The 25581-nt window shown below is 71.3% G+C and carries 24 protein-coding genes and 1 pseudogene; 17 read left to right on the top strand and 8 right to left on the bottom strand.

Annotated elements, in window-relative coordinates:
- Positions 1-68: 68 nt before the first annotated feature.
- The gene (locus JAO81_RS27700) at positions 69-1598 is read right to left on the bottom strand and encodes a peptide MFS transporter (protein ID WP_199550677.1); all 1530 of its coding nucleotides are present in this window, start codon (positions 1596-1598) and stop codon (positions 69-71) included.
- Positions 1599-1908: 310 nt separating this feature from the next.
- Here JAO81_RS27700 and JAO81_RS27695 point away from each other — a divergent pair, with 310 nt between their 5' ends.
- Both JAO81_RS27695 and JAO81_RS27690 read left to right on the top strand, forming a co-directional pair.
- The gene (locus tag JAO81_RS27695; RefSeq protein WP_307813767.1) at positions 1909-2676 is read left to right on the top strand and encodes a DUF2071 domain-containing protein; all 768 of its coding nucleotides are present in this window, start codon (positions 1909-1911) and stop codon (positions 2674-2676) included.
- 130 nt (positions 2677-2806) lie between these two features.
- Positions 2807-4126, top strand: a pseudogene (locus JAO81_RS27690) (glycoside hydrolase family 18 protein); the annotation flags it as partial.
- A 35-nt stretch (positions 4127-4161) separates the two neighbouring features.
- Here the strand turns inward: JAO81_RS27690 and JAO81_RS27685 are convergent.
- Positions 4162-4728, bottom strand: coding sequence for a DUF421 domain-containing protein (locus JAO81_RS27685; RefSeq protein WP_199550676.1), 567 nt, complete (start codon positions 4726-4728; stop codon positions 4162-4164).
- Positions 4729-4819: 91 nt separating this feature from the next.
- On the opposite strand from JAO81_RS27685, the gene JAO81_RS27680 reads away from it, so the two are divergent.
- From JAO81_RS27680 to JAO81_RS27665, 4 genes are read left to right on the top strand one after another with little or no spacing between them, the layout of a single operon-like run.
- Positions 4820-5794 (top strand): tellurite resistance/C4-dicarboxylate transporter family protein, encoded by a 975-nt coding sequence (locus JAO81_RS27680; protein WP_199550675.1) that lies wholly within the window; start codon positions 4820-4822, stop codon positions 5792-5794.
- Positions 5791-6480: an ABC transporter permease gene (locus JAO81_RS27675; RefSeq protein ID WP_199550674.1), complete on the top strand. Its 690-nt coding sequence runs from the start codon at positions 5791-5793 to the stop codon at positions 6478-6480. The genes JAO81_RS27680 and JAO81_RS27675 overlap by 4 nt, the downstream gene beginning before the upstream one ends.
- Positions 6477-7151: an ABC transporter permease gene (locus JAO81_RS27670; RefSeq protein WP_199550673.1), complete on the top strand. Its 675-nt coding sequence runs from the start codon at positions 6477-6479 to the stop codon at positions 7149-7151. Before JAO81_RS27675 ends, JAO81_RS27670 begins: the two co-directional genes overlap by 4 nt.
- On the top strand, positions 7148-8086 hold the full coding sequence (locus tag JAO81_RS27665) for an ABC transporter substrate-binding protein (protein ID WP_199550672.1): 939 nt from the start codon (positions 7148-7150) through the stop codon (positions 8084-8086). Before JAO81_RS27670 ends, JAO81_RS27665 begins: the two co-directional genes overlap by 4 nt.
- Before the next feature lie 74 nt (positions 8087-8160).
- On the opposite strand, the gene JAO81_RS27660 is transcribed toward JAO81_RS27665, so the two are convergent.
- The 4 genes from JAO81_RS27660 to JAO81_RS27645 form a co-directional block, all read right to left on the bottom strand.
- Positions 8161-9321: an ABC transporter ATP-binding protein gene (locus tag JAO81_RS27660; RefSeq protein WP_199550671.1), complete on the bottom strand. Its 1161-nt coding sequence runs from the start codon at positions 9319-9321 to the stop codon at positions 8161-8163.
- A 111-nt stretch (positions 9322-9432) separates the two neighbouring features.
- On the bottom strand, positions 9433-10077 hold the full coding sequence (locus tag JAO81_RS27655; RefSeq protein ID WP_199550670.1) for an LUD domain-containing protein: 645 nt from the start codon (positions 10075-10077) through the stop codon (positions 9433-9435).
- On the bottom strand, positions 10074-11597 hold the full coding sequence (locus tag JAO81_RS27650; RefSeq protein ID WP_199550669.1) for a LutB/LldF family L-lactate oxidation iron-sulfur protein: 1524 nt from the start codon (positions 11595-11597) through the stop codon (positions 10074-10076). The genes JAO81_RS27655 and JAO81_RS27650 overlap by 4 nt, the downstream gene beginning before the upstream one ends.
- Entirely contained in the window at positions 11594-12358 is a 765-nt protein-coding gene (locus JAO81_RS27645) for a (Fe-S)-binding protein (RefSeq protein ID WP_199550668.1), read from the bottom strand. Before JAO81_RS27645 ends, JAO81_RS27650 begins: the two co-directional genes overlap by 4 nt.
- A gap of 121 nt (positions 12359-12479) precedes the next feature.
- Here JAO81_RS27645 and JAO81_RS27640 point away from each other — a divergent pair, with 121 nt between their 5' ends.
- From JAO81_RS27640 to JAO81_RS27620, 5 genes are all read left to right on the top strand, one after another.
- The gene (locus JAO81_RS27640; RefSeq protein WP_199550667.1) at positions 12480-12860 is read left to right on the top strand and encodes a helix-turn-helix transcriptional regulator; all 381 of its coding nucleotides are present in this window, start codon (positions 12480-12482) and stop codon (positions 12858-12860) included.
- Positions 12853-13497: an SRPBCC family protein gene (locus JAO81_RS27635; RefSeq protein ID WP_199550666.1), complete on the top strand. Its 645-nt coding sequence runs from the start codon at positions 12853-12855 to the stop codon at positions 13495-13497. The genes JAO81_RS27640 and JAO81_RS27635 overlap by 8 nt, the downstream gene beginning before the upstream one ends.
- 79 nt (positions 13498-13576) lie before the next feature.
- Positions 13577-14308 (top strand): PIG-L deacetylase family protein, encoded by a 732-nt coding sequence (locus JAO81_RS27630; RefSeq protein WP_199550665.1) that lies wholly within the window; start codon positions 13577-13579, stop codon positions 14306-14308.
- 101 nt (positions 14309-14409) lie between these two features.
- On the top strand, positions 14410-15243 hold the full coding sequence (locus JAO81_RS27625) for an enoyl-CoA hydratase/isomerase family protein (protein ID WP_199550664.1): 834 nt from the start codon (positions 14410-14412) through the stop codon (positions 15241-15243).
- 65 nt (positions 15244-15308) lie between these two features.
- Positions 15309-16790, top strand: a complete 1482-nt coding sequence (locus JAO81_RS27620) for a GMC oxidoreductase (RefSeq protein ID WP_199550663.1) — start codon at positions 15309-15311, stop codon at positions 16788-16790.
- A 167-nt stretch (positions 16791-16957) separates the two neighbouring features.
- On the opposite strand, the gene JAO81_RS27615 is transcribed toward JAO81_RS27620, so the two are convergent.
- Together JAO81_RS27615 and JAO81_RS27610 are read right to left on the bottom strand one after the other, a co-directional pair.
- Complete coding sequence (locus tag JAO81_RS27615; RefSeq protein ID WP_199550662.1) at positions 16958-17872, bottom strand: SDR family oxidoreductase; 915 nt, start codon at positions 17870-17872, stop codon at positions 16958-16960.
- Between the two features lie 122 nt (positions 17873-17994).
- Positions 17995-19053, bottom strand: a complete 1059-nt coding sequence (locus JAO81_RS27610; protein WP_199550661.1) for an NAD(P)/FAD-dependent oxidoreductase — start codon at positions 19051-19053, stop codon at positions 17995-17997.
- 65 nt (positions 19054-19118) lie between these two features.
- On the opposite strand from JAO81_RS27610, the gene JAO81_RS27605 reads away from it, so the two are divergent.
- The 6 genes from JAO81_RS27605 to JAO81_RS27580 form a co-directional block, all read left to right on the top strand.
- Positions 19119-19727 carry a helix-turn-helix domain-containing protein gene (locus JAO81_RS27605; RefSeq protein ID WP_199550660.1) on the top strand — a complete coding sequence of 203 codons (609 nt, stop codon included), beginning with the start codon at positions 19119-19121 and terminating at the stop codon, positions 19725-19727.
- A 162-nt stretch (positions 19728-19889) separates the two neighbouring features.
- Positions 19890-20858: an NADPH:quinone oxidoreductase family protein gene (locus JAO81_RS27600; protein ID WP_199550659.1), complete on the top strand. Its 969-nt coding sequence runs from the start codon at positions 19890-19892 to the stop codon at positions 20856-20858.
- Positions 20855-22036 (top strand): acyl-CoA dehydrogenase family protein, encoded by a 1182-nt coding sequence (locus JAO81_RS27595; RefSeq protein WP_199550658.1) that lies wholly within the window; start codon positions 20855-20857, stop codon positions 22034-22036. Before JAO81_RS27600 ends, JAO81_RS27595 begins: the two co-directional genes overlap by 4 nt.
- The gene (locus tag JAO81_RS27590; RefSeq protein WP_199550657.1) at positions 22033-23133 is read left to right on the top strand and encodes an acyl-CoA dehydrogenase family protein; all 1101 of its coding nucleotides are present in this window, start codon (positions 22033-22035) and stop codon (positions 23131-23133) included. Before JAO81_RS27595 ends, JAO81_RS27590 begins: the two co-directional genes overlap by 4 nt.
- A 185-nt stretch (positions 23134-23318) precedes the next feature.
- Positions 23319-24122, top strand: coding sequence for a hypothetical protein (locus JAO81_RS27585; RefSeq protein ID WP_199550656.1), 804 nt, complete (start codon positions 23319-23321; stop codon positions 24120-24122).
- A 322-nt stretch (positions 24123-24444) separates the two neighbouring features.
- On the top strand, positions 24445-25581 hold a 1137-nt coding region (locus JAO81_RS27580; RefSeq protein WP_199550655.1), incomplete at its 3' end, for an AAA family ATPase.

Genomic DNA, 25581 nt, shown 5'->3' with positions numbered 1-25581 from the left:
CGCCCCCCCCCGCGGGGGGGCGGGCCCCCCCCGCGGTGGGTTCGTCACCCCCTTTCCCCGTACGGCCGTCAGTTGATGCTGCCCATCAGACGCTGCACCCGCCCGCGGTAGACCCAGATCCCGATGCCGGCGATCACCGCGACGGCCGCCTCGATGCCGACGACGCCCCGGCTGTCCAGGTTCATGCCGCCCGTGCTGAGCAGGGACATCAGCGAGTCGCCCGCGGTCACCGCGAGGAAGAAGACACCCATCATCTGGGAGGCGTACTTCGCCGGCGACATCTTGGTGGTGAGCGAGAGGCCGACGGGGGACAGGCACAGCTCGCCGACCGTCTGCACGAAGTAGATCGCCACGAGCCACAGCGCCGCGGCCTTCGCGCCGTGCGCGGCGCTCGTCATCGGGATCAGGAACACGAAGAACGAGACACCCGCGAGCACCAGACCCGAGGAGAACTTCACGATGGTGCTCGGCTCCTTGCCGCGCCGGTTCAGCCACAGCCAGCCGCTCGCGATCACCGGTGCGAGCGCCATGATCAGGACCGGGTTCACCGACTGGTACCAGGAGACCGGGAAGTCCCAGCCGAAGAAGGAGTTCTGCGCGGACTCGCCGGCGAAGGTGGCCATCGTGTACGAGCCCTGGTCGTAGATCGCCCAGAAGATCGCCGCGGCCACGAAGAACCAGATGAAGCCGGACATCTTCGACTGCTCGAGCTGCGTCAGGCTCTTGTCGCGCTTGATGCGCACCAGGACCAGGACCGGGATCACGATGCCGAGGACGGACAGCGGGACCAGGATCCAGTTGTCGGTGATGGTCGTGAAGGAAGCCACGCAGATGTAGAAGACCACGGCCGCCGCGGCGGCGAGCAGCGACTTCACGATCACGCTCTTGCGCTCGGCCGCGGTCAGCGGCTTGGGCACCACGTTCGACACCTCGCTCAGGTGGCGGGTGCCGAGCAGGAACTGGACCAGGCCCAGACCCATGCCGACCGCGGCCAGGGCGAAGCCCAGGTGCCAGCTGACGGTCTCGCCGACGGTGCCGATGATCAGCGGCGAGAACATGCCGCCGAGGTTGATGCCCATGTAGAAGACGGTGAAGCCGCCGTCGCGGCGCGGGTCGTCCGGGCCGTCGTAGAGGTGGCCGACCATCGTGGAGATATTGGCCTTGAGCATGCCGGAGCCGAGCGCGACGAACGCGAGGCCGAGGAAGAAGGTGGGCGTGCCCGGCACGGCGAGCAGCAGATGTCCCGCCATGATCGCGAGCGCCGAGATGGTGACCGTCTTGCGCGGACCCCACACCCGGTCGCCGAACCAGCCGCCCGGCAGGGTCAGCAGGTAGACCATCGCCGAGTAGATCGCGAAGATCGAGGCCTCGGTCGCCACGGACATGCCCAGGCCGCCGCCCTGCATGCCCTTGGCCGCGTCGGCGCCGCCGGAGATCAGGTACAGCGGAAGCAGCGCCCGCATGCCGTAGAAGCTGAAGCGCTCCCACATCTCGGTCATGAAGAGCGTGGCGAGTCCGCGGGGGTGCCCGAAGAAGGTCTTCTCGGAGGGCTGCTGCCCGGGACGGGGGGCGGGGGCCATGGTCTGGCTGGTCGCCATGGGTCGTTCCTCGATCGCTCGGGACGCGCGGTGAGCGGGTTCGCGCCCGGGTGGGTGGCCGGCACCGCCGCACGGCCTCACCCTGCGCTCATGGGTGCGAGAGGCCGTGTCCGGCGGGATCCACGCCTCGTATGCGTCGTTGCACCGAAGGCCCGGCCCACAGGTCAGTCACTGATATCCACTGTGACGACCGCGTCGGGGCGACTTAAGTGCCTTTTGTCCGTACGCGGAACATAAACCCCTCGACCGAAAGGACGAGGAGCCCCGGGGTGCCCGGCCCGTCGGCGGGGCGGTCTGGGAAGCTGCCGGGGTGACGTTCACGCCGGTGCGCCCCGAGCCCATCACCGCGGACCCGCCGGGGTATCCGGCACGGGCGCTGCTCACGCAGTCCTGGCTCGACCTGGCGTTCGTGCACTGGGCCGTGGACCCCGCGGACGTGGCCCCGCTGCTGCCCGCGGGCACGGTGCCCGACACTCTCGACGGCGCCACGTACGTCGGTCTCGTCGCCTTCCGTATGCACCGCGTCGGCTGGTTCCGGCTGCCGGGCGTCCCGTATCTCGGGAGCTTCCCGGAGACCAATGTGCGCCTGTACTCGGTCGACGAGCAGGGCCGCAGGGGTGTCGTCTTCCGCAGCCTCGACGCCTCGCGGCTGATCCCGGTCACGGTCGGCCGCGCGGCCTTCGGGCTGCCGTACCTCTGGTCGAGGATGTCCGTACGCAGGGAAGGCGACGTCCTCGTCTACGACAGCCGCCGCCGGTGGCCGGGACCGCGTGGCGCGCGCAGCCGGATCGCGCTGCGTGTCGGCGAGCCGGTCGAGGAGCCGAGCGAACTCGAACACTTCCTCACCGCGCGCTGGGGCCTGCACAGTGCCTTCTTCGGCCGCTCCCTCTATCTGCCCAACAGTCACCCGCGCTGGCCGCTCCACCACGCCGAACTCCTCGACCACGAGGACGACTTGATCGAGGCCGCGGGTCTTCCGCGGCCCTGCGGCGCACCCGTCAGCGTCCTCTACTCGCCTGGCGTGCCGGTCGAGTTCGGGCGCCCGGGGCGAGGGCCCGCCGGCATCCCCACGCCGTAAGCGCTGTTCCGCGTGGTCGGGAATCCGTCCGCCCTCTTGACCCCATCTGGTCCAGACCAATAACTTACGCTGGCCGACTCCCTTCCGTACCAGGCCAGTTGGCCCTCTTCCGTCGACCAGGAATGAGCCCATGCGCCGAAGAATTCTGCCCCAGGCGGCCGCGGCCGTCTGCCTCGTCGCCCTGATCGCTCCGCTCGCGCAGGCCCAGGAGGGCGGTGACGAGCGCGGGGGCGACCGTGGCCGCTCCGCGCTCAAGCGCGTCGGCTACTTCACCCAGTGGGGTGTCTACGGCCGCGACTTCCAGGTCCAGGACCTGGACAAGAGCGGCGCCGCGGCCCGCCTCAGTCACATCAACTACGCCTTCGGCAACGTCAGTCCGCAAGGCAAGTGCTTCCTGAACCCCGTGCCGGGCGAGTCCGACCCGTGGGCCGACTATCAGCGCCCGCTCGACGCGGAGAACTCCGTCGACGGGGTGGCCGACACCGACACCCAGGCCCTCGCCGGCAACTTCAACCAGCTCAAGGAGCTGAAGGCCAAGCACCCCGGCCTGAAGGTGATGATCTCGCTCGGCGGCTGGTCCTGGTCCACGCACTTCTCCGACGCGGTGCGAACTCCCGAGTCCCGCAAGGCATTTGTACAGTCCTGCGTCGACCTCTACCTGAAGGGCAACCTGCCCCAGGACGGCGTACGCGGCGGAGACGGCGCGGCCGCCGGGGTGTTCGACGGCGTGGACCTCGACTGGGAGTGGCCGGGCTCGGAGGGCGACGCGGACACCGTGTTCCGGCCCGAGGACAAGAAGAACTTCACGGCGCTCGTCGCGGAGTTCCGCACCCAGCTCGACGCGCTCGGCCGCACCAACCGCAAGCACTACGAGCTGTCGGCGTTCGTGCCCACCGCCGAGAAGAAGATCGACGCGGGCTTCGAGGTCAAGAAGATCATGCGCGATCTGGACTTCGTGACCCTGCAGGGCTACGACTTCCACGTCAGCGGCGAGAAGACCACGGCCCAGCAGTCCGCGCTGTTCTCGCGGAACGACTTCAGTGTCAACGGCACGGTGAACGCCTGGCTGGAACGCGGCGCCCCGGCCCGCAAACTGGTCGTCGGCATGCCCTTCTACGGACAGGGCTGGACCGGTGTCAGCGGCGGCGGTGACGGCATGGGCCGGCCCGCCACCGGTCCCGCTCCGGCCAAGTGGGCCAACGGGTACGCCGATTACAAGGAGCTCAAGGCGCTCGCCGACTCGGGCACGTACAAGATCCACCGCAATGTGCGCGAGGGCCACACCTGGCTGTTCGACGGCACGACGCTGTGGACGTACGACGACCCCGCCACGCTCGCCGTGAAGTCGGGCTACGTGAAGGCCCGCGGCCTCGGCGGCGCGATGTTCTGGTCGCTCGGGGGGGCCAGGGAGGACGCTCAGCGGGCCGGGATCGTGGCCCCCGCCCTGGGGCGCTGCCCGCAGACATCGGGCGCCCCCGGAGACGCTCATACGTCCCGGGTGCGCCCGAGCTGTTCCCGCAGCTGCGCGATCTCCGCCCGCAGCGCCTCGATGTCGTTTTTGTCCGCCGCCTGGTCGCCGTCCTTCAGGGTCACCAGGAGCGTGCCGCCGGGCTCCAGGCTCACCGCGCGGGCCTCGGCCACGTCGTCGCCGCCCTGCCGGCGCACCGCGACATCAAGGTCGGCGATCCTGAGGCCATAGCGCCGCACAACCCGTGGCAGCCAGCGCCCGTCCCGTGCCAGGTCGACGGGAGATCCCTCGAGAATCTGCCCCAGCCGTCCCGAGGCCTGAGCAGCCCGTACGACCACGCCGTTCACCGTGAGCAGTACCGCGGCGCCCAGCGCGGCCCCGGTCACCGAGTTGTCCGGTCCGATCACGGCGTTCTGCACGACGTTCGACAGCAGCAGCATCACGACCAGGTCGAAGGTGTTCAGCTGGGCGAGGTCCCGTTTCCCGGCGAATCTGAGCAGCACGAGCACGATCAGATACACCGCGACCGTCCGTACCGCCTTCTCGCCGTACGGGATCCCCACATCCACCAGGTCGTGCCACACACTCGCTCCCGAAGTCGTCGGACACCGGCCGCGTCAGCCGATCGGTCCAGCATTCCCGGCGCGGGACCCCGCGGGTGGGGATGGTGGGGTCATGAGCACCGGTGTGTCGCCTCAGCATCGCCAGGGCTTCGTGCGCTGGTGGACCGGGCGCTCACCCGCCGCGGGTTCCGCCGTGATGGCCACCGGCATCCTGTCGGTGGGGCTGCACCTGATCGGCCGGGCGAACCTGTCCCTGGCCGCGCTCGCCCTCGCCGCCGTGATGTGGAGCGGCCTCGCGGCCGATTTCACGGGGCGGCTCCTGAACGACCGGGCCCGCTGGATCCACGAGGCGGACACCCCGCCCGCCCTCACCGGCGTGGCCGCGACCTGCGTCCTCGGCACCCGGCTCGCCCTGCTCGGCTGGACACCGCTCGCCACCGTCCTGCTGGCGCTCTCCGTGGTGGTCTGGCTGGTGCTGCTGCCCGCGGTCCTGCGCGGCTCCGTGCTGCGGGTGCGGCATCACGCGATGCCCGGCGCGGTGTTCCTGGTCTGCGTCGCCACGCAAGGGCTCGCCGTACTGGGCGCCACGCTCGCGCCACCGCTGCACCAGACCTGGCTCGCCCGCGCGGCCCTGGCCGCGTTCTGCCTGGGCCTGGTCCTGTACGGATTCGCGCTGGCCCGGTTCGACCTGCGCAACGTCCGCCGTGGCGCGGGCGACCAGTGGGTGGCGTGCGGCGCGCTCTCCATCTCGGCCCTGGCCAGCGCGAAACTGCTCGCTTCGGCCGCGTTCACCGGGACGTTCCACGACGTCCTGCGGATCGCGGCGCTGACCCTGCTCGGTCTCGCCTTCGCCTGGTACGCGGTGCTGGCCGTGGCGGAAGTCGCCTGGCCCCGGCTCCGTTTCGACGTACGCCGCTGGGCCACCGTCTTCCCCATGGGCATGACCGGCGTCGCGACGCTGTCCCTCGCGACCGCGGCCGGTGCCGCAGGGCTGCGGACGCCCGGCAGGGTACTCGTGTGGTGCGCCGTCACCGTCTGGTGCGCGGTCTTCGCGGGGGCGGTCCGCTCGGCGGTGAGGCCGGTATGAAGGCAGTTCCCGAGGCGCCCGACGACTGCCTCGCGCGCAACGAGTGGATCTGCGGCAAGTACCTGAGCACCCGCAGCGAGATCCTCATGGACGCGGTGATCGAGCACCTCGAACTCACCGTGATCTCGGTCCTGATCGGTCTGGTCCTCGCCGTCCCCCTAGCCGTTGCCGCACGCCGCTGGCACTGGGCCTCGGGCCCCGTGCTCGGCCTGACGACCGTGCTCTACACGATCCCCTCACTCGCGATGTTCTCGCTGCTGCTTCCGGTGTACGGGCTGTCGGCCGCCCTGGTCGTCGCGGGTCTGGTCCTGTACTCGCTCACGCTGCTCGTGCGCAACATCCTCGCGGGACTGCGCGCCGTGCCCGAGGAGACCCGGCAGGCCGCGCGCGGCATGGGCTACGGACCGATCCGGCTGCTGCTCACCGTCGAACTCCCGCTCGCCGTACCGGCCGCGATGGCGGGTCTGCGGATCGCCACGGTCTCGGCGGTCTCGCTGGTCACGGTGGGCGCGATCGTCGGCTACGGAGGGCTCGGCAATCTCATCTACGCCGGGATGAACACGTACTTCAAAGCGCAGGTCCTCACCGCGTCCGTGCTGTGCGTCGTCATCGCGATCGCCGCCGACCTGCTGCTCCTCGGGGTGCAACGGCTGCTCACACCCTGGCAGAAGGGGGCGCGCGGATGAACACGCTGAGCGACGCCTGGGACTGGCTCACCGACCCCGCCAACTGGTCCGGCGGCGACGGCGTCTGGCACCGGCTGACCGAACACCTGGTGCTCACCGTGGTCTGCCTGCTGATCAGCTGTCTGATCGCGCTGCCCATCGCCCTGGTGCTCGGCCACCTCGGCAAGGGCGGCGCGCTCGCCGTGAACATCTCCAACGTCGGCCGTGCCGTACCCACCTTCGCCGTCCTGGTCCTCCTGCTCCTCACCCCGATCGGCAAGTGGGGACAGGGCCCGACGGTCGTCGCCCTGGTGCTCTTCGCCGTACCGCCGCTCCTCACCAACGCCTACGTCGGGATGCGCGAGGTCGACCGCAGCATCGTCCAGGCAGCCCGCGGGATGGGCATGACGGGACGCCAGATGCTGTGGCGGGTCGAACTGCCGCTCGCACTGCCGATGATCCTCAACGGTGTACGGATCGCCGCCGTCCAGCTGGTCGCCACCGCCACCATCGCGGCGCTCGCGGGCGGCGGCGGACTCGGCCGGATCATCACCGCGGGGTTCAATCTGGCCTCCACCGCCCAAGTCGTCGCGGGCGCCGTCCTGGTGGCCGCGTTCGCCCTGATCGTCGAGGGGCTCTTCGAGCTCGCCGAACGCCTCGCCCCCGGCTGGGCACGGGGGAGGACCGCATGAGACGGCCGCTCGCCACGACCTGCCTGCTGACCGCGCTTCTCGCGGGCTGCGCCACGGGCCCGTCCCTGGAGAACCAGGGCGCGGTCACCGCACCGCCCGGCGACAGCAAGTCCCTGACCATCGGATCGGCCGGCTTCACGGAGAGCGATCTGCTCGCCCAGATGTACGCGAAACTGCTCTCGAACGCCGGATACCGCACCACGCTCCTCACGGTCGCCAACCGCGAACTGTACGAACCGGCCCTGGAATCCGGCCAGATCGACGTCGTCCCCGAGTACGCGGCGACCTTCGCGGACTGGCTCAACGCCAAAGCCAACGGAGCCGACGCACCGCCCGCGGGCTCACCCGACCTCGACACCACGATGACGGCCCTGCGCGAACTCGCCACGCCGCGCGGCCTCACCGTGCTCGATCCCGGCAAGGCCGTCGACCAGAACGCCTTCGCGGTCACGTCCGCGTACGCGAAGCAGCACCAGCTCAAGACGCTGTCCGACCTCGGCCGCTCCGGCCTCGAGGTGCGGCTCGCGGCGGGTGACGAGTGTGTGAAACGGCCTTACTGCCGGCCCGGGTTGGAGAAGACGTACGGGATCAACATCACGGCCGTCGACCCCAAGGGTGTCGGCACCACCCAGGCCAAGAAGGCCGTGGAGGCGGGACAGGACCAGATGGTGCTGACCACCAGCACCGACGCCACGCTCGGCGAGTTCGGTCTGGTGCTGCTCGCCGACGACAAGAAGCTGCAGAACGCCGACTACATCGTGCCCGTGGTGAACCGCTCCCGGGCCGGCAGCGAGAAGGTCGCGGCGGCGCTCGGCAAGCTCAACACCGTGCTCACCACGGCGGATCTGGCCTCGATGAACCAGCAGGTGGACAGCTGGCGGCGGCTTCCGGAGGACGTCGCGGAGGCGTATCTGAAGGAGAAGGGGCTGCTCTAGCGCGCGTCTTTCACCAGACGCCGCAGGCTGATCCGACCCGATCCGAAAGACACGCCTAGGCGGGCGTGGTCCGGTTACGCGTCCGCCACCGAGTCGAACTCCACCTCGTCGCGCCCGACGCCCAGCGCGTCCGCGTCCACCGACCGGCGCAGCGCCTCGTGCAGCTTCGCCGGGGTCAGGACGCCGAGGAAACGGGCGCCGTCCAGGACCGCGACCCAGCCCGCGTCGTGCTGGAGCATCACGCCGAAGGCGGTCTTGAGCGGGGCGCCCACGGGGACCCAGGAGTCCATCCGGTGCGCGAGGCCCCCGCCCTGCGCGCCGCCCGGGAGCGGGAGTCCGCCGCCGCCCGCCCAGCCGTGCAGTTCGCCCGCCTCGTCGAGGCAGACGGCCCAGCGGGCGCCCTCGGCGCGCAGCCTGGACGCGGCGGCCGAGGCCGATTCCTCAAGCCGGGCGAGCGGCGGTTCCTCCAGGTCGTCGGGCTCGATCTCGGTGACCGACAGGCGCTTGAGCCCCCGGTCGGCGCCCACGAACTCGGCCACATACGGCGTCGCGGGGTTGCCGAGCACGGCGCCGGGAGTGTCGAACTGCTCGATCCGGCCCTGTCCGTAGACCGCGATCCGGTCGCCGAGGCGCACGGCCTCCTCGATGTCATGCGTGACCATCACCACGGTCTTGCGCACATTGCGCTGCATCTGCAGGAACTGGTCCTGCAACTGCTCGCGCACCACCGGGTCCACCGCGCCGAACGGTTCGTCCATCAGAAGCACCGGCGGATCCGCTGCCAGGGCCCGGGCCACACCGACCCGCTGGCGCTGGCCGCCGGAGAGCTGATCGGGATACCGGGAGCCGTACTTCTTCGGGTCGAGGCCCACCATGTCGAGCAGTTCCGCCGCACGCGCCTTCGCCTTCGAGCGCTTCCAGCCGACCAGGGCCGGGACGGTCGCGGTGTTGTCGAGGATCGTGCGGTGCGGGAACAGGCCGACCTGCTGGATGACGTATCCGATCCGGCGCCGCAGCTTGACCGGGTCGACCGTGGAGATGTCCTCGCCGTCGACGAAGATCTTCCCCGCGGTGGGCTCGATCAGGCGGTTGACCATCATCATCGTGGTGGTCTTGCCGCAGCCGGAGGGGCCGACGAGCGTCACCAGTTCGCCCTCGGCCACCTCGAAGGAGAGATCGTCCACGGCCGTGGTGCCGTCGGCGTACCGCTTGGTCACCCGCTCGAACCGGATCATGCCCTCACGCTACGAGCGGGGGTCGCGGGCCGCACACCGGGACGGGCCGCACGGTGGGCTCATGCCACGAGGCCGCACGGTGGGCTCATGCCACGAGGCCGCACGGTGGGCTCACTCCACGAGGATCACTTGGAGCGTACGGGGACCGTGCACGCCCTCCACCCGGTCCAGCTCGATGTCGCTGGTCGCGGACGGACCGGAGATCCAGGTCAGCGGCCGGCCGGGGTCGAGCCGGGGCAGCGCCTGCGGTACGGAGGAGACGAGCTGCTCGGGGACCCGTACGACGCAGATGTGGTGGTCGGGGATCAGGGTGATGCGCCGGCGTCCCTGGTCCGGGGAGCCGTCGAGGACGAGCGTGCCGGTCTCGGCGATGGCGAGGGCGCAGCCGGTCACGACCGCCGACACCTGGTCCAGCTCGTGCGGGGTGCTGTCCTGGCTGTCCTCGACGAGGCGCGCGGCCACGGCGGACAGCCACTGGCGCGGGAGACCCGCCGGTGCCAGCACGGAGTCCGCCTCGCGTTCGGCGAGGAGCCGGGCGATCAGGGCGGGCAGCTCTGCCTCCTGCGCCCGGTGGACGAGCGCGCGGTACTCGGCGAGGTTCTCGGCGAGCAGGTCGGTGGTCTCGGCGGCGGTGCGCGCGCCGTGCTGCTCGTGGTAGTCGCGGGGTACGTCCTGCGCGTACGAGGAGGACGCGCTGTCGGACGCGTCGCCGATGGCCCGCCGTACCCGGGCCAACACCCGGTCCCTGCTGTTCACTTGACCTCTCCCTTGCCGGTCTCGCCGTCCTGACCGCTCAGACCGCCCTGGCCGCTCAAACCGCCCTGCGTGCGTTGCCACCAGTCACGGAACGACTCGGCCGGCACCTCGGGCAGATCCCGGCTCGCGCCCCAGGCCTTGCCAGGACCGGGGAGCCTGCGCGGATGCAGGCGGCGGGAGCGCGACGCCAGGCGCTGGCCCGTACGCAGGACACCCGGCCTGCCGAACGCCCAGGCCGCCGCCCGCATAGCCGCGCGTTCGGCGGCATGTCCCTTCGCGGGCCGCACGGTGATCCGCGCGCCGTTGCGCACCACCTCACCGCCTTCGGCGACCCGCTCCCGCAGATGGACGAGCACCTCGGGGATGTCGATCGCGACCGGACACACCTCGTAACAGGCCCCGCAGAGCGAGGAGGCGTACGGCAGCGACTGGTCGATCTCGCTTCCCATGCCGCGCAGTTGGGGGCTGAGGATCGCGCCGATCGGACCCGGATAGACGGACCCGTACGCATGGCCGCCGGCCCGTTCGTACACCGGGCAGACGTTGAGGCAGGCCGAGCAGCGGATGCAGCGCAGCGCCTGGCGGCCTACCTCGTCGGCGAGGGTGTCGGTGCGGCCGTTGTCGAGCAGGACGAGGTGGAAGGTCCGCGGTCCGTCGCTGTCCGAAGTGCCGGTCCACGTCGACGTGTACGGGTTCATCCGCTCGGCCGTGGAGGAGCGCGGCAGTGTCTGCAGGAAGACCTCCAGATCGCGCCACGTGGGCACGATCTTCTCGATGCCGACGACCGAGATCAGGGTCTCGGGCAGCGTCAGGCACATGCGTCCGTTGCCCTCGGACTCGAGGACCACGAGCGTGCCGGTCTCGGCGACCATGAAATTGGCGCCCGAGACGCCCACCTTGGCCCGCAGGAACTTCTCCCGCAGATGCAGCCGCGCCGCCTCGGCCAGCTCGGCGGGGGTGTCGGCGAGTCCCTCGGGTGCGGGACGGCCCCAGTCGGCCATCTCCTTCTCGAAGATGGCGCGGATCTCGCCACGGTTGCGGTGGATGGCCGGCACCAGGATGTGCGAAGGGCGGTCCTTGCCCAGCTGCACGATGAGTTCGGCCAAGTCCGTCTCGTACGCGCGGATCCCCGCCTCTTCGAGAGCCTCGTTGAGCCCGATCTCCTGCGTGGCCATCGACTTGACCTTGACCACCTCGCGCTCACCCGTCTCCTGGACGAGGCGGGTCACGATCCGGTTGGCCTCGTCCGCGTCCACCGCCCAGTGGACGGTGCCCCCGGCCCGTACGACGGCCTCCTCCAACCGCACCAGATACGTGTCGAGATGGCGCAGCGTATGGTCCTTGATCCGCTTGCCCGCCTCGCGCAGCTCGGCCCAGTCGTCCAGCTCCGTCACGGCCCGGGCCCGCTTGTCGCGGATGGTGTGCGTGGCATGGCGCAGATTCGCCCGCAGCGTCCGGTCGGCGACCGCTTCGTGCGCGGCCTCGGGGAAGGCCGGCATGCCGACGAAGGTCCCGCTCATGCCGCACCCCCCTCGGTGCCGTCCTCGGTGCTCGCCAGGATCTCCGCGATGTGCACCGGTTCGATCTCCGTACGCAACCGGCTCATCGTGCCGCCGAGATGCATCAGGCAGGAGTTGTCCGCAGCGCACAGCCGACCGGCCCCCGTGGACTCGGCGTTGCGCACCTTGTCCAAGCCCATGGCCGCCGACACATCGGGGTTCTTCACGGCGAACGTGCCGCCGAAGCCGCAGCACTCCTCGGCTCCCGGCAACTCCACCAACTCCAGGCCCTTGACCGCTTCGAGGAGCCGTCGCGGGCGGTCGCCCAGGCCGAGCGAGCGCAGGCCGTGACAGGTCGGGTGGTACGTGACCCGATGCGGGTAGTAGGCGCCGACGTCGACCACACCGAGCACATCGACCAGGAACTCGGTGAGCTCATAGGTCTTCGGGATCACCGGGGCCAGCACACGCGACAGTTCATCGCCGCGCCCCTCCGCGGCGGCCCGCTCGCCAAGGCGTGGATACAGCTCACGCACCATGGCCCCGCAGGAGCCGGACGGGGTGACAATCGCGTCGTACTCGCCGAAGACATCGGAGTAATGCCGGGCCAGCGGCTCGGTCTGATGGCGATAGCCGGTGTTGTAGTGGGCCTGCCCGCAACAGGTCTGCGCCATCGGGAAATCGACCTCGACGCCCAGCCTGTTCAGGAGTTTGAGCACGGCACGGCCGGTGTCGGGATAGAGCGTGTCGTTGATGCACGTCAGGAACAGAGCGACACGCATCGTGTCCCCTCCTCGGTCGGTCATCGGATGGGTGCAGGGTACGCGTCGGCCGACCGCTGGGGGAGGCCCCGACCTCGTATAAGAGTTGACTTATATAAGCCATGGGTGGCACGCTGAGGAGGTGCACGCATTCGATGTTCTGGGCGACCCGGTCCGGCGCCGCATCCTGGAGCTCCTCGCGGCAGGCGAGCAGTCCTCGGGTGAGGTGACCGCGATCATCCGTGCGGAGTTCGGGATCTCCCAGCCCGCCGTGTCGCAGCATCTGCGGGTGCTGCGCGAGAGCGGATTCACCACCGTGCGCGCCGAGGGCGCACGGCGCCTGTACGCGGTCGACGCCGCGCCGCTGAAGGAGGTCGACGCCTGGCTCGAGCGGTTCCGGGGCTTCTGGAACCAGCGGCTCGACGCCCTCGGCACCGAGCTCGCGCGAGGCAGACGGGCCAGGCGCACGCGTGACCAGAAGACCACAGCACCGCACCCCACCACGGAGAGCTCCGATGACTGACATCGCCGACAGCATCAACGCCATGCACCGCGCCGTTCGCGACGCCGACACCCCCAAGGGTCAGGGCCGTTCCCTCGTGCTGAGCCGCATCTACGACGCCGACGTCGAGGACGTGTGGGAGGCGTGCACCCATCCGGAGCGGCTCGGCCGCTGGTTCCTGCCGGTCACGGGGGAGTTCAAGCCCGGCGGCTCGTACCAGCTCGAGGGCAACGCGGGTGGCGAGATCCTGCGCTGCGAGCAGCCGCGCCTGCTGCGGGTCAGCTGGATCTACGGGCCGCCGCAGCAGGACGGCTTCAGCGAGGTCGAGGTGCGTCTCACGCCCGAGGGCGAGGATCGTACGCGGTTCGAACTCGAGCACATCGCGATCGTGCCGGCGGAGTTCTGGGACCAGTTCGGGCCCGGGGCCACCGGCGTCGGCTGGGATCTCGGCCTCGTGGGCCTGGAGCGGTACCTCGCGCAGGGCGACTCTTTCGACCGCGCCGAGGCGCAGGCGTGGAGCGAGTCGGCCGAGGCCGGCGAACTGATGACGGCCAGCAGCGAGGCCTGGCGCGCGGCCCATGTGGCGTACGGGGCACCGGAGGAGACCGCCGCGAAGATGGCGGACGCGACCACGAAGTTCTACGTGCCCGGAGCCTGACCGGGCTGGTCGGTCCCGCCGGTCCGCGTCGCGGCAGGCCCGGTGCCCCTTGTCGGTGGCGGCCGTTAGATTGGCGGACATGACCGAACAGCTGACTCCCATGCCCGAGGACTGGCACCGCGCACTCGCCGTGGTCGCCCACCCTGACGACCTGGAGTACGGGTGCGCGGGCGCGATCGCGCAGTGGACGGACGCCGGACGCGAGGTGGTCTACCTGCTCGCGACCCGCGGTGAAGCGGGGATCGACACCCTGGAGCCCGACAAGTGTGCCCCGCTGCGCGAGCAGGAGCAGCTGGCGAGCGCGGCCGTCGTCGGCGTCGAGACCGTGGAGTTCCTGGACCACAAGGACGGGGTGATCGAGTACGGCACGGCCCTGCGCCGTGACATCGCCGCGGCCATCCGCCGGCACAGGCCCGAACTCGTCATCACCCTCAACCACCATGAGTCCTTCGGCGGGCGCTTCCTCAACACGCCCGACCACCGGGCGGTCGGCCAGGCGGCGATCGACGCCGTCGGCGACGCGGGCAACCGCTGGATCTTCCCGGAGCTCGGTGAGCAGGGCCTCGCTCCCTGGGGCGGCGTGAAGTGGATCGCCATCGCGGGCTCCGACACCCCCACCCACGCCATCGCGGCGGAGCCCGGCTTCGAGCGCGCGGTCAGCTCCCTGCTCGAACACCGCGCGTACATCGAGGCGTTGACCGACGAGGACCCGGAGGCGTACGCGCGCGGCATCATCACAATGACCAGCGGCTTCGTCGGCGACCGGTTCGGCGGGAAGCCCGCGATCGGCTTCCACGTGTACGAGCGCTGAGAGGGTTCTCGCCAGAGCCGGGCCCTTTGCGGGCTCGGCTCTTCATAGTGCGGGTCCCGCCCCCTACCCTGACGCGACGTCAGAAACGGTAGGGGGCGCGGATGATCGACACCACCAGTACGGAGATCGCCGAGGGCGAGGAGCGGCTGCGCCTCGACATCGAGGACGGGCTCGGCATTCTCACGCTCTGCCGCCCCGACAAGCTCAATGCCTGGAGCTGGGAGTCCACCCGCCAACTCGGCCTGTTCGCCGACCGGATCCGCTTCGACGACTCCATCAGGGCCGTGCTGCTGCGCGCCGAGGGCCGTGCCTTCTGCGCGGGCATCGATGTCACGGCGCCCGGCGGAGCGATCACCGGACGCTCCGGCTCCGAACGCACCCGTAACTACTACGAGGGCATCCGCTGGGTGCATGAGCGGATGCGGGTGTTCGCCGGGCTTCCGCAGCCGGTCGTCGCCGCTGTCCAGGGCTACTGCCTGGGCTTCGGCTTCGAGCTCGCCCTCATGGCCGACATCCGCGTGGCCGCGCAGGACGCGGTGTTCGCACTGCCCGAGGCGCAGATCGGTGTTGCGGTCGACGCGGGCGGTGACCTGCGGATCGCGCGGGACGCGGGCGCGGGATGGGCCAAGTTCCTCGCGCTGACCGGCCGGCGGATCGACGCGGCGACGGCGGAGCGGCTGCGGCTGCTTCAAATGGTCACCCCGCTCGACGAGTTGGAGAAGACGGCACGGTCCCTCGCCGCGGAGATCGCGGCGAATGCGCCGCTCGCCGTCCAGGGCATCAAGCGCGATATCGACCTCTTCGCGGATGCGGGCCTGCCCGAGGCGCTGGAACGTACGGCGTTCGCGGCGGCGCTCACCCTCACCTCCGAGGACTCGCGGGAGGGGTATACGGCGAAGGCGGCACGGCGGGCCGCGGAGTTCGAAGGCAAGTAGGTTGTTACCTTTCGTCCGCATCCGCGGCCCGCTGCCGGCGGGTCCGCCCGACTCGGAGCGGACGTATGTCACCTGCCTCTCTTCGTCCGTACGGACGCCGCGACCTCTTCGGTCTGGCCGCCGGCGGCACGCTTGCCGCACTCGCCGCGGCCGTGCTCCCCGCCTCCGACCGCGCCGCCGCCGCGACCGCACGCCGTACGCACTTCCGTGCCGTGGTGATCGGCTCCGGGTTCGGCGGCGCCGTGGCGGCGCTGCGCCTTGGACGGGCCGGGGTGGACACGCTGGTCCTCGAGCGGGGCGGGGAGGTGCCGGTGGGCGAAGGGACCGAGCACCACTACGAGGCGGGCCTCGACATCGTCACCGGGGCCACGGTCGGCGGCGGGTCGATCTCCTACTTCGGCGCGAGCGTCGCTCCTGAGCAGCCGCACTTCGAGCGGCTGTACCCGCGGGGTCTGCGTTACGACGAACTCACCCGCATCTGGTTCCCGCGGGCTCGGCGCATGCTCAAGGTCTCCGACATGCCGGCGGATGTGATCGGCGCGGACCCGTACACCCATGCCCGTGCCTGGTCGGCGGGGGTGCGGCGGGCCGGTTTCACCGCCGGTCCGGTGGGCTCCGTCTTCGACTGGCGGGCCGTACGCGAGGAACTCGCGGGCCGTACCCGGGCCGTCGCCATCGCCGGTGACACCACGGGCGCGGCCGCGACGGGAGCCAAACGCACGTTGCGCCACACTTACCTGCCCGCCGCACTGGCCACCGGGAACGTCCAGTTGAGGGCCCGCCACGAGGTCGCCGCCATCGAACGGGCGCGCGGCGGCTACACGCTGCACGTGCGCCGGCTCGCACCGGACGGCGCGCTGCTCGCCTCCGAGGAAGTCACCTGTGAGCTGCTGTTTCTCGCGGCCGGCACGGTGGGCACCAACCGGCTCCTTGTCGCCGCCCGGGACACCGGAGCACTGGCGGATCTGCCCGCCGCGGTGGGCAGCGGCTTCGGGGACAACGGCGATCAGATCACCGCCTGCGCCCTGCCGAGCGAGGACGCCGGCACCCGGCAGGGGATGCCGATCGCCGCCATGGCCAGAGTGCGGGAGGCCTACGAGCTGCCCCTCACCCTCGAATGCGGGCATCTCCCGCCGACCATCGGGGCACCGTTGTGCCTGACCATCGCGATGACCGTCGACACCGACCACCGGGGCACCTTCCGCTACGACGCCGACGCGCGCGCCGTCCGGCTGACCGGCTGGTCGGCCCAGCAGTCGGCCGCCGCCCAGCGAGCCGCGCACGCCGCCACCGCCCGTATCGCCGCGGCATCCCCGGGCTGGATCCCGGTGCCCGCGCCCGGCCCCTCGCTGTTCACGGCACATCCGCTGGGCGGCTGTGCGATCGGCGAGGTGACGGATCTGGAGGGGCGGGTGCGCGGACTCGAGGGCCTGTACGTCGTGGACGGCGCGCTGCTCCCCGGCAACGCGGCCGGCGCCAACCCCTCCCTGACGATCGTGGCCCTCGCCGAGCGCGCCCTGGCGGGGATCGTACGAGCGGGCGGGTAGGGCCTGTCTTGTGGATCAGGCCCTGGGTGCGGGTGGCCGGCCGGCTCGTCCACCGCGGACCGCCCTTTTCCCGACGGATTGTTGGGCGCTCATCGACGGTGTGCGGCGGACGTGATCCGGCACCGCCCGGACGCGATCACCGGCAGACCCCCGGGCGTCGAAGTCGTTCAGGTGGTGAACGGGCCCCGCCCCAACTGGCTCCGTATCGGCACCACTTCGGGTGTCACCAGATCACGCCGCTGCCAGTTCGCGCCGTCCACCACCAGCGTGTGTCCGCTGATGAACCGGGCGTACGGGGAGGCCAGGAAGGTCGCCGCCCAGCCGAGCTCGCGCGGTGCGCCGACCCGAAGCGCGGGCTGGCGGAGGTCCGCCGCCCGTACGCGGTCGAGGTTCGCGCGGATGTCGGCGGTCATGTCCTCGTGCGGCATCAGCCCCGGTACGAGGCCGTTGACCTGGATTCCGTACGGCCCCCACTCGACGGCGAGGGTCTCGACCAGGTTCTTCACGCCGGCCTTGGCCGCGGCGCTGTGCGCGTAACCGGGGCCGCCGGTCCAGGCGTACGAGGCGCCGACGTTGACGATCGAGCCCGGCGTACCGGTGGCGAGGTGGCGGCGGCCGAACTCGCGGGCCATGAAGTACGTGCCGTTGAGCGTGATGTCGACGACCGTGCGCCAGGCGTTCGGTGACATGTCCTCGGCGGGGACGGGGAAGTTGGCCGCCGCGTTGTTGACGAGGACCTGGGGGAGTCCGCCGAACCCCTCGGCCTGATCGAAGACTTCGGCGATGCGATCGGGGTCGCGGATGTCGCACTCGGCGGTCAGGATCCGGCCGCCGACTCCCGCCAGCTCGTCCTCGGCTGCCTTGAGGTGTTCGGCCTTGCGGCTGGCGATCACCAAGTCGGCACCGAGCCGGGCGAATTCGGCGGCGATCGCCTTGCCGAGGCCCGTACCGCCGCCGGTGACCAGGACGGTCACACCGTCATACGTGCCAGGGGGCAGCGCACTCGCGCCGAGCGCGGGAGGCGCGGGCAGGCCGGGCAGGCCGGGCAGGCCGGGCAGTTCAGGGGATGCTGCGTCCGTCATGGCCGCATCGATACACGGGCGGGCCGCAAAGCTCCATAGCCGCGGCCCGCCCCTTGCATCCTGTACACCCTGTGACCGTCAGCCGAGCCGTACCGTCAACCGAGCCGAGCCGAGCCGTACCGTCAGCCGAGTCCGTGCCTGCGCCCGGCCGGCGTGAGCTCGGCGACCTCGCGCTCGGCCTCGGACGTGAACACGCCCGCCCGCCGTTCCTCGGCCGCGCGGGCCAGATCGGCGAAGACGAGCTCCGCGTTGATCAGGGTGCCGGCGCGGTAGCCGGCGCTCGCCGAGTTCACCACCATCTCGGCCGGACCCATCGCATTGCCCACGATCCAGATGCCCGGCAGCCCGCTGCGGCCCGCCTCGTCCACGGCGGGGAACGGTCCGAACGGGGTCTGCTTGACCGCGTCCCCCGTCAGCTCCGGCAGCATCTCGGTGCGTGCCACGGGCCGTGTCGCGGTGAACAGCACATCCCGGGCGAAGAACTCGCCGCTCGCCAGACGCACCCCCGTCAACCGGTCGTCCTCGACCACGACTTCGGCCACCTCGCCGGTCACCACCCGTACACCCGCCGCAGCCAGCTGCTGCCACTGCTCGTCGGGGAGCTCCTGGACCTGGTGCAGGAACAGCGTCACATCCTTCGACCACTGGGTGACGAGAAGCGCTTGGTGGGCCCCCATCTCGGGCCGGGCGATGACACCGAAGGCCTGGTCGCGCACCTCATAGCCGTGGCAGTACGGGCAGTGGAGCACATCGCGGCCCCAGCGGCCGGCGAGCCCGGGAATGTCCGGGAGTTCGTCGACCAGGCCGGTGGCGATCACCACGCGCCGCCCGTGCACCACCGAACCGTCGGTCAGTCTCACATCGGCCTCGCCGGCGGTGTCCGGCGCCACCTTCTCCACCCGTCCGGAGATGATCTCCCCGCCGTAGGACTCCACTTCGGCACGACCGACCGCCAGGAATTCGGCGGGCGGCATGCCGTCCCGGGACAGATAGCCGTGCATGTGGTCTGCGGGGGCGTTGCGCGGTTCGCCCGCATCGATCACCAAGACGCTGCGCCGGCTGCGTCCCAGGCCGAGCGCCGCGCTCAGGCCCGCCGTTCCGCCTCCGACGACCACCACGTCGTACGACTGCCGCTGTGCCTCGGTGCTTCGGGTCACGGTGACCACCTCCGCTGCAAGCATTGGGCGAGTACGGCAGAATGGGCAAGCGATGTTGCCGTAACCGCAAAAGCTGGAGGGAGGCGGCGATGGCCGAACACGAGGGTGCAGAGGAGATGGACGCGGTCCTGGCCGAGGTCGGGGCGCGGCTGCGCGGTATCCGCAAGGACCGGGGGTCCACGCTGGCCGGGCTCTCCGAGGCCACGGGCATCTCGGTGAGCACGTTGTCGCGGCTGGAGTCCGGCCATCGCAAGCCGAGCCTGGAGCTGCTGCTTCCGATCGCCCGTGCGCACCAGGTGCCGCTCGACGAACTCGTCGGAGCGCCGGAGGTGGGTGACCCGCGGGTGCGCTCGAAGCCGATCGTGCGCAACAACCGGACGCATCTGTCGCTCGGCGGCCAGCCCGGCGGGCTGCAGGCGTACAAGGTCATCATCGGGGCCCCGGACCCGAAGCACGAGCACGCCGAACAGCGCACCCATGAGGGGTACGAGTGGCTGTACATCATCTCCGGGAAGCTGCGCCTGAAGCTGGCCCACCACGATGTGGTGCTCGGGCCGGGGGAGGCGGCCGAGTTCGATACGAGGGTGCCGCACTGGTTCGACGCGGTGGACGGGCCCGTGGAGATGCTCAGTCTGTTCGGGCCGCAGGGGGAGCGGATGCATGTGCGGGCCAAGCCCAAGCGGGCCGCTGAGGGTTAGCTCCGCGGGTCACCGGGGGTTAGCCCGGCGGGCCGCCGAGGGTTGAGGAGTCCGGTTCAGGGCGGGGCGTGCGCGGAAAGTCTCGGCCGGGCCGTTCCCAGGAGGCAAGCGACCGCTTAGTATGCGCGGGAGACTTGTTCACCCCCTCTGTGGAGGCCCCGCATGCAGGCATGGCGAGTGCACGAGACCGGTGAGCCGGGCGAGGTGATGCGGCTCGACGAGGTGGCCACGCCCACCCCCGGCGAGGGGCAGCTGCTCGTCAAGGTGCGGGCCGCCAACATCAACTTCCCCGATGCCCTGCTGTGCCGCGGGCAGTACCAGATGCGGCCGCCGCTGCCGTTCACGCCCGGTGTGGAGATCTGCGGCGAGACCGAGGACGGCCGGCGCATCATCGCCAACCCCGCGCTGCCGTACGGCGGTTTCGCCGAGTACGCGTTGGTGGACAAGGCCGCCGTGCTGGCCGCGCCCGACGCGCTCGACGACGCCGAGGCGGCGGCGCTGCACATCGGTTATCAGACCGGATGGTTCGGCCTGCACCGCAGGGCCCGTCTCCAGGCGGGCGAGACGCTGCTCGTGCACGCGGCCGCCGGCGGTGTCGGCAGCGCGGCCGTGCAGCTCGGCAAGGCCGCCGGCGCGCGGGTGATCGGAGTCGTCGGCGGGCCCGACAAGGCGCGCGTCGCCGACGAGCTCGGCTGCGATGTGGTGATCGACCGTCGCGGCGAGGATGTGATCGCCGCTGTCAAGGAGGCCACGGGCGGCCGCGGTGCGGACGTGGTCTACGACCCGGTGGGCGGCGACGCGTACACGCAGTCCGCGAAGTGCGTGGCCTTCGAGGGGCGGATCGTCCTCATCGGCTTCGCGAGCGGTGTCGTACCGGCGCCGGGACTCAACCACGCGCTGATCAAGAACTACTCGATCATGGGCCTGCACTGGGGCCTGTACAACACCAAGGACCCGGCGGCGGTGCTCCGTTGCCACGAACAACTCACCGAACTGGCCGCCAAGGGCTCGATCAAGCCGCTGATCAGCGAGCGAGTGCCGCTCTCCGGGGCGGCCCAGGCCGTACAGCGGGTTGCCGACGGGGTCACCACCGGCCGCGTGGCCGTCGTACCGGAAGGGGCGCAGGCGTGACGGACGCTGTCGAACTCGCCACCAGGACACGCGAGTTGCTCGCGTCGTATCCGCCGGCCACCACCTCGCGGGAGGACTTCCTCAAGGCCCGCTTCGATGCCGGGCTCGCCTGGGTGCACTACCCCGAGGGCCTCGGCGGCCTCGGCGCGCCGCGCTCGCTGCAGGCCGTGGTCGACGCCGAGCTGGAGGCCGCGGGCGCGCCCGACAACGATCCGCGGCGGATCGGCATCGGGCTCGGGATGGCCGCGCCGACGGTCCTCGCGTTCGGCACCGACGAGCAGAAGCAGCGCTTCCTCGGGCCGCTGTGGCGCGGTGAGGAGGTCTGGTGCCAGCTGTTCAGCGAGCCGGGCGCCGGCTCCGACCTCGCGGCGCTCGGCACGCGCGCCGTGCGCGACGGTGATGCATGGATTGTGACCGGGCAGAAGGTGTGGACGTCGAACGCGCACAACGCGCGCTGGGCGATCCTGATCGCCCGCACCGACCCTGACCTGCCCAAGCACCGCGGCATCACATACTTCGTGTGCGATATGACCGACCCGGGGGTCGAGGTCCGGCCGCTGCGGCAGATCACCGGTGAGGCCGAGTTCAACGAGGTGTTCCTCACCGACGTGCGGATCCCCGACGCCCACCGGCTCGGCGAGGTCGGCGACGGCTGGAAGGTCGCCCAGACCACGCTGATGAACGAGCGCGTCGCCATCGGCGGCATGCGGCTGCCGCGCGAGGGCGGCATGATCGGCCCCGTCTCCGCCGCCTGGCGCGAGCGTCCCGAGCTGCGCACCCGCGATCTGCACCAGCGCCTGGTCCGGCTGTGGATCGAGGCCGAAATCGCCCGGCTCAGCGGTGAACGGCTGCGCCAGCAGCTCGTGGCCGGGCACCCCGGGCCCGAGGGCTCGGGCATGAAGCTCACCTTCGCCCGCCTCAACCAGGAGATCAGCGGCCTGGAGGTGGAACTGCTGGGCGACGTGGGCCTGTTGTACGACGACTGGACGATGCGCCGCCCGGACATCGTCGACTTCGTGGGCCGCGAGGCCGGCTACCGCTATCTGCGCTCCAAGGGCAACAGCATCGAAGGCGGCACCAGCGAGGTGCTGCTCAACATCGTCGCCGAGCGCGTGCTCGGGCTGCCCTCCGAACCGCGTACCGACAAGGACATCGCCTGGAAGGACCTCGCCCGATGACGACAACGCGCGATCTGCTGTACTCGGAGACCGAGGGCGAACTCCGTTCGGCGGTGCGCTCGTTGCTGACCGACCGCTGCGAGGCCGCGCAGGTCATCGCGCGCGCCGAGACCGACCAGCCGCACGATCACGATCTGTGGAAGACCCTCGCCGCGGACATGGGGCTGGCCGGACTGCTGATCCCCGAGTCCCTCGGCGGGCAGGGCGCCACGCATCGTGAAGCGGCCGTGGTTCTGGAGGAGTTGGGCCGCTTCGTCGCGCCGGTCCCGTATCTCACCAGCGCCGTGATCGCCACGGAGACCCTGCTCGGCTGCGGCCCGGGTGCCGCCGATGAGCTCCTGACGGCGCTCGCCTCGGGCCGTTCCATCGGCGTGCTCGCCCTGCCGCTCTCCACGGCGCCTTCCTCTTCGTACGCGCAGGTCGCGGAGGTGGACGGAAAGCTGACCGGACGCGTCGGCGCGGTGGCGGACGCGACCGCGGCCGATGTGCTCCTGGTGCCGACGGCGGGCGGTCTGTACGCCGTCGACACCACGGCGGACGGGGTACGCATCACCTCGCAGACCCCCCTCGACCTGACCCGCCCGCTCGCGACGGTCACCCTGGAATCCGCCCCAGGCCGGCTCGTCGGCGCGGACGCCTCGGCGGCCGTGCGCCGAGGTCTCACGGCGGGCGCGGCACTGCTCGCGTCCGAGCAACTCGGCCTCGCGGAATGGTGCTTGACGGAGACGGTCGCGTATCTGAAGACCCGCAAGCAGTTCAACCGCTCGGTCGGCTCCTTCCAGTCCCTCAAGCACCGCCTCGCGGAGCTGTGGCTGGAAACCGTCCACGCCCGTGCCGCGGCCCGCAACGCCGCCGACGCACTGGCGTCGGGCTCGGACGAGGCCCCGCTCGCGGCCGCGCTGGCCCAGGCGTACTGCGCGCCGGTCGCGGTGCACGCGGCCGAGGAGGCGCTGCAGCTGCACGGCGGCATCGGGATGACCTGGGAGCACCCGATCCACCTCTACCTGAAGCGCGCGAAGTCGGACTCGATCGCTCTGGGGGCGGCGGGGGCGCATCAGGAGACGGTGGCCGAGCTGGTGGATCTGCAGGCACCGTAAGGGAGTTCACGGCGCTCTTCCCCCTCGAAACGGCGGGGGAGGGGCGCCGCTTCCGGACGCGGTCGGGGCTCTCAGCCGCGCCCGGAAATTCAGCGGAGCCGGCAGCGGGCCTCGGCTAGGGTCTGGTGTCCCGCCCGGCCGGATTTCGGCCGGGCGTTCAGCCGACCGCTGCTCGTGGAGTCCCCATGCGTCGACAACTCGCCCTGGCCGCGGCCGCCCTCATACTGTGCGCAGGCTGCTCCGCAGGGGGACCGGCGGCCGGGACCGAGGGCGGCGGGACGGACAAGAGCGGCGGGCCGACAGCCACCGACCGGGTACGGAAGGCGATCGACCAACTGGGCCGGGGCGCAGCCGGTATCGACCAGGTCATGGAGCTCGGCGACGCCGAGCGCACCTACAAGCTCACCGTCCAGGGTGCCTTCGACTTCGGTGCCGACCGTGGGCGGCTCGCGGCCGACCTGTCCGGTGTCGATATCGCTCACGTGGACCAGATGTTCATCGGCGGGAAGGTCTACCTGAAGCCCGTCGACGGTCTGGAGCCCGACCGTTGGGGCGTCATCGGGCGCTCCGACGTCCACGCGAACCACGTGCTGCGCGCCCCGCTCAACGACCCCGAGCATGTCCTGGCCCAGCTGGACCGCATGAAGGAGGTCAGCGCGGAGGGCGAGGAGAAGATCCGCGGTGTCGAGGCCGTCCGCTACGCCGGTGTCCTGGACCACGAGACGGTGACTCTGCGGGGCAGCGAGCGGTTGCGTGGCCAGATGGGCAAGGCGCGGGAGCTGCTCGGGGACGACTTCCCGGTTTTCGCCGATGTGTGGATCGACGGCCGGGGCCGTGTGGTGCGCAGCGTGCTGAGGATGACCATGCAGGACATCACCTCCACGGTGACCACGGATTACGCCGCCCTGGCGAAGCCGGTCGCTGTCGAGGCTCCCGACGCGGGCCAGGTCACGCCGGTCGGCGAGGTGACCGGTCTGCTGCCCGGCTGACCGCCGCCTTCAGGGGGAACCCTGTCGGCCCGGGGTGGCTGCCTATCGGGCGGTCGGGGTGATGTTCGGGCGGCTTTGTCGAGTGTGGCTGGGCGGGTTGATGTTCGGGCGGCTTTGTCGAGTGTGGCTGGGCGGGTTGATGTTCGGGGGCTTCGCCGTTCGCGGCCGGTCGGGTTGATGTCCGGGGGCTTCTCCTTGCGCGGCTGGTCTGGTTGATGTCCGGGCGCCTTGCCGGGCGCGACCGTTCCGGTCGATGTCCGGGCGGCCTTGCCCAGCGCGGGCGTACGCTCCCCGTGCCGGTCGGCTGTGGGAGGGGCGCCGTATGGACAGAGCGGGAAGCCCGCGTATCGCCCGGGCCGAGGCCGAGCTGGGCCGCGAAGGGGCCCTCGTCGTCACCGGCCCACCGGGCATCGGCAAGAGCGCTCTCCTGGACGCGCTGGCCGAACGGGCCACCGCCCGGGGTGGCACGGTCCACCGGCTGCGTTCTCAACTCCCGGACCAAGGCGTCCCGTTCGCGCTCGTGGCCGATCTGCTTCTCAGCGTCGAGCGACGCCACCTCGAGCGCCTGCCCACTCCCCAGCGGGACGCAGTCCAGCAGGTCCTGCGCCATGAGGCGGCGTCCGACGGCGGGCCCGATCCGCTGGGGATCCGGCTCGCTCTCGGCGCCGTGCTGAAGGCGGCCGCTCCCGCGCTGATCGTCCTCGATGACGTCCACTGGGCGGATCCCGCCAGCGCCGCGGCCCTGGCGTGTGTCCAAGCTCTGCCGACGGCGGTGGTGGCGGCCTGCCCGGACATGGGCGGAGCACCCGAGTTCCTTTACGGGGCCCCGCAGTTCACTCCGTCCCCGCTCGCCGTGGACGAAGTGGCCGCGCTGCTCACCGGAGAGGGGCTCCCCGCGCGCCTCGCCGGGCGCGTGCACCGCTGCGGCGGCGGGAACCCGCGGATCACGATGGACATCGCCCGCGCCGTGGCCGCACTGCCCCGGCCGCCCCATCCCCTGGACGAACTCCCCGTACCCGAGCGGGTCCATGCCATGGCGCGCCGCCGCCTCGACGATGTGGGACCGCCCGTGCGGCGGGTGCTCCTGACCGCCGCGCTCGCCGACCGTCCCACGCACGCCCTGCTGCGGCGCAGTGCGGGACGGGACGTGGCGGAGGAGGTGCGCGCGGCGGCCCGCGCCGGACTGGTCACCGCCGAGGGGAACGAACTCCGTTTCACCGCGGAGGTGTTCGCGTCCCAGCTGACCGACGACAGCAGCTGGGCCGACCGTGCGGCGGCCCACCGGTCGCTGGCCGGCGCGGTCACCGACCCCGTCGCGGCGACCCGGCACCTGGCCCTCGCCACCGACGACATCGACGCCCGCCTCGCCGACGATCTGGGGGCCGCCGCGGCCACGGCCCGGACCCCGGGCGGCCGGGGGCGGGCGGCCGGACTGGCACTGCTCCCGGGCCGCCGCCCA

The organism is Streptomyces sp. N35 (assembly GCF_016464295.1).
In the GTDB taxonomy this organism is placed as follows: Bacteria; Actinomycetota; Actinomycetes; order Streptomycetales; family Streptomycetaceae; genus Streptomyces.
This window is presented reverse-complemented; position numbering and strand designations above follow the sequence as displayed.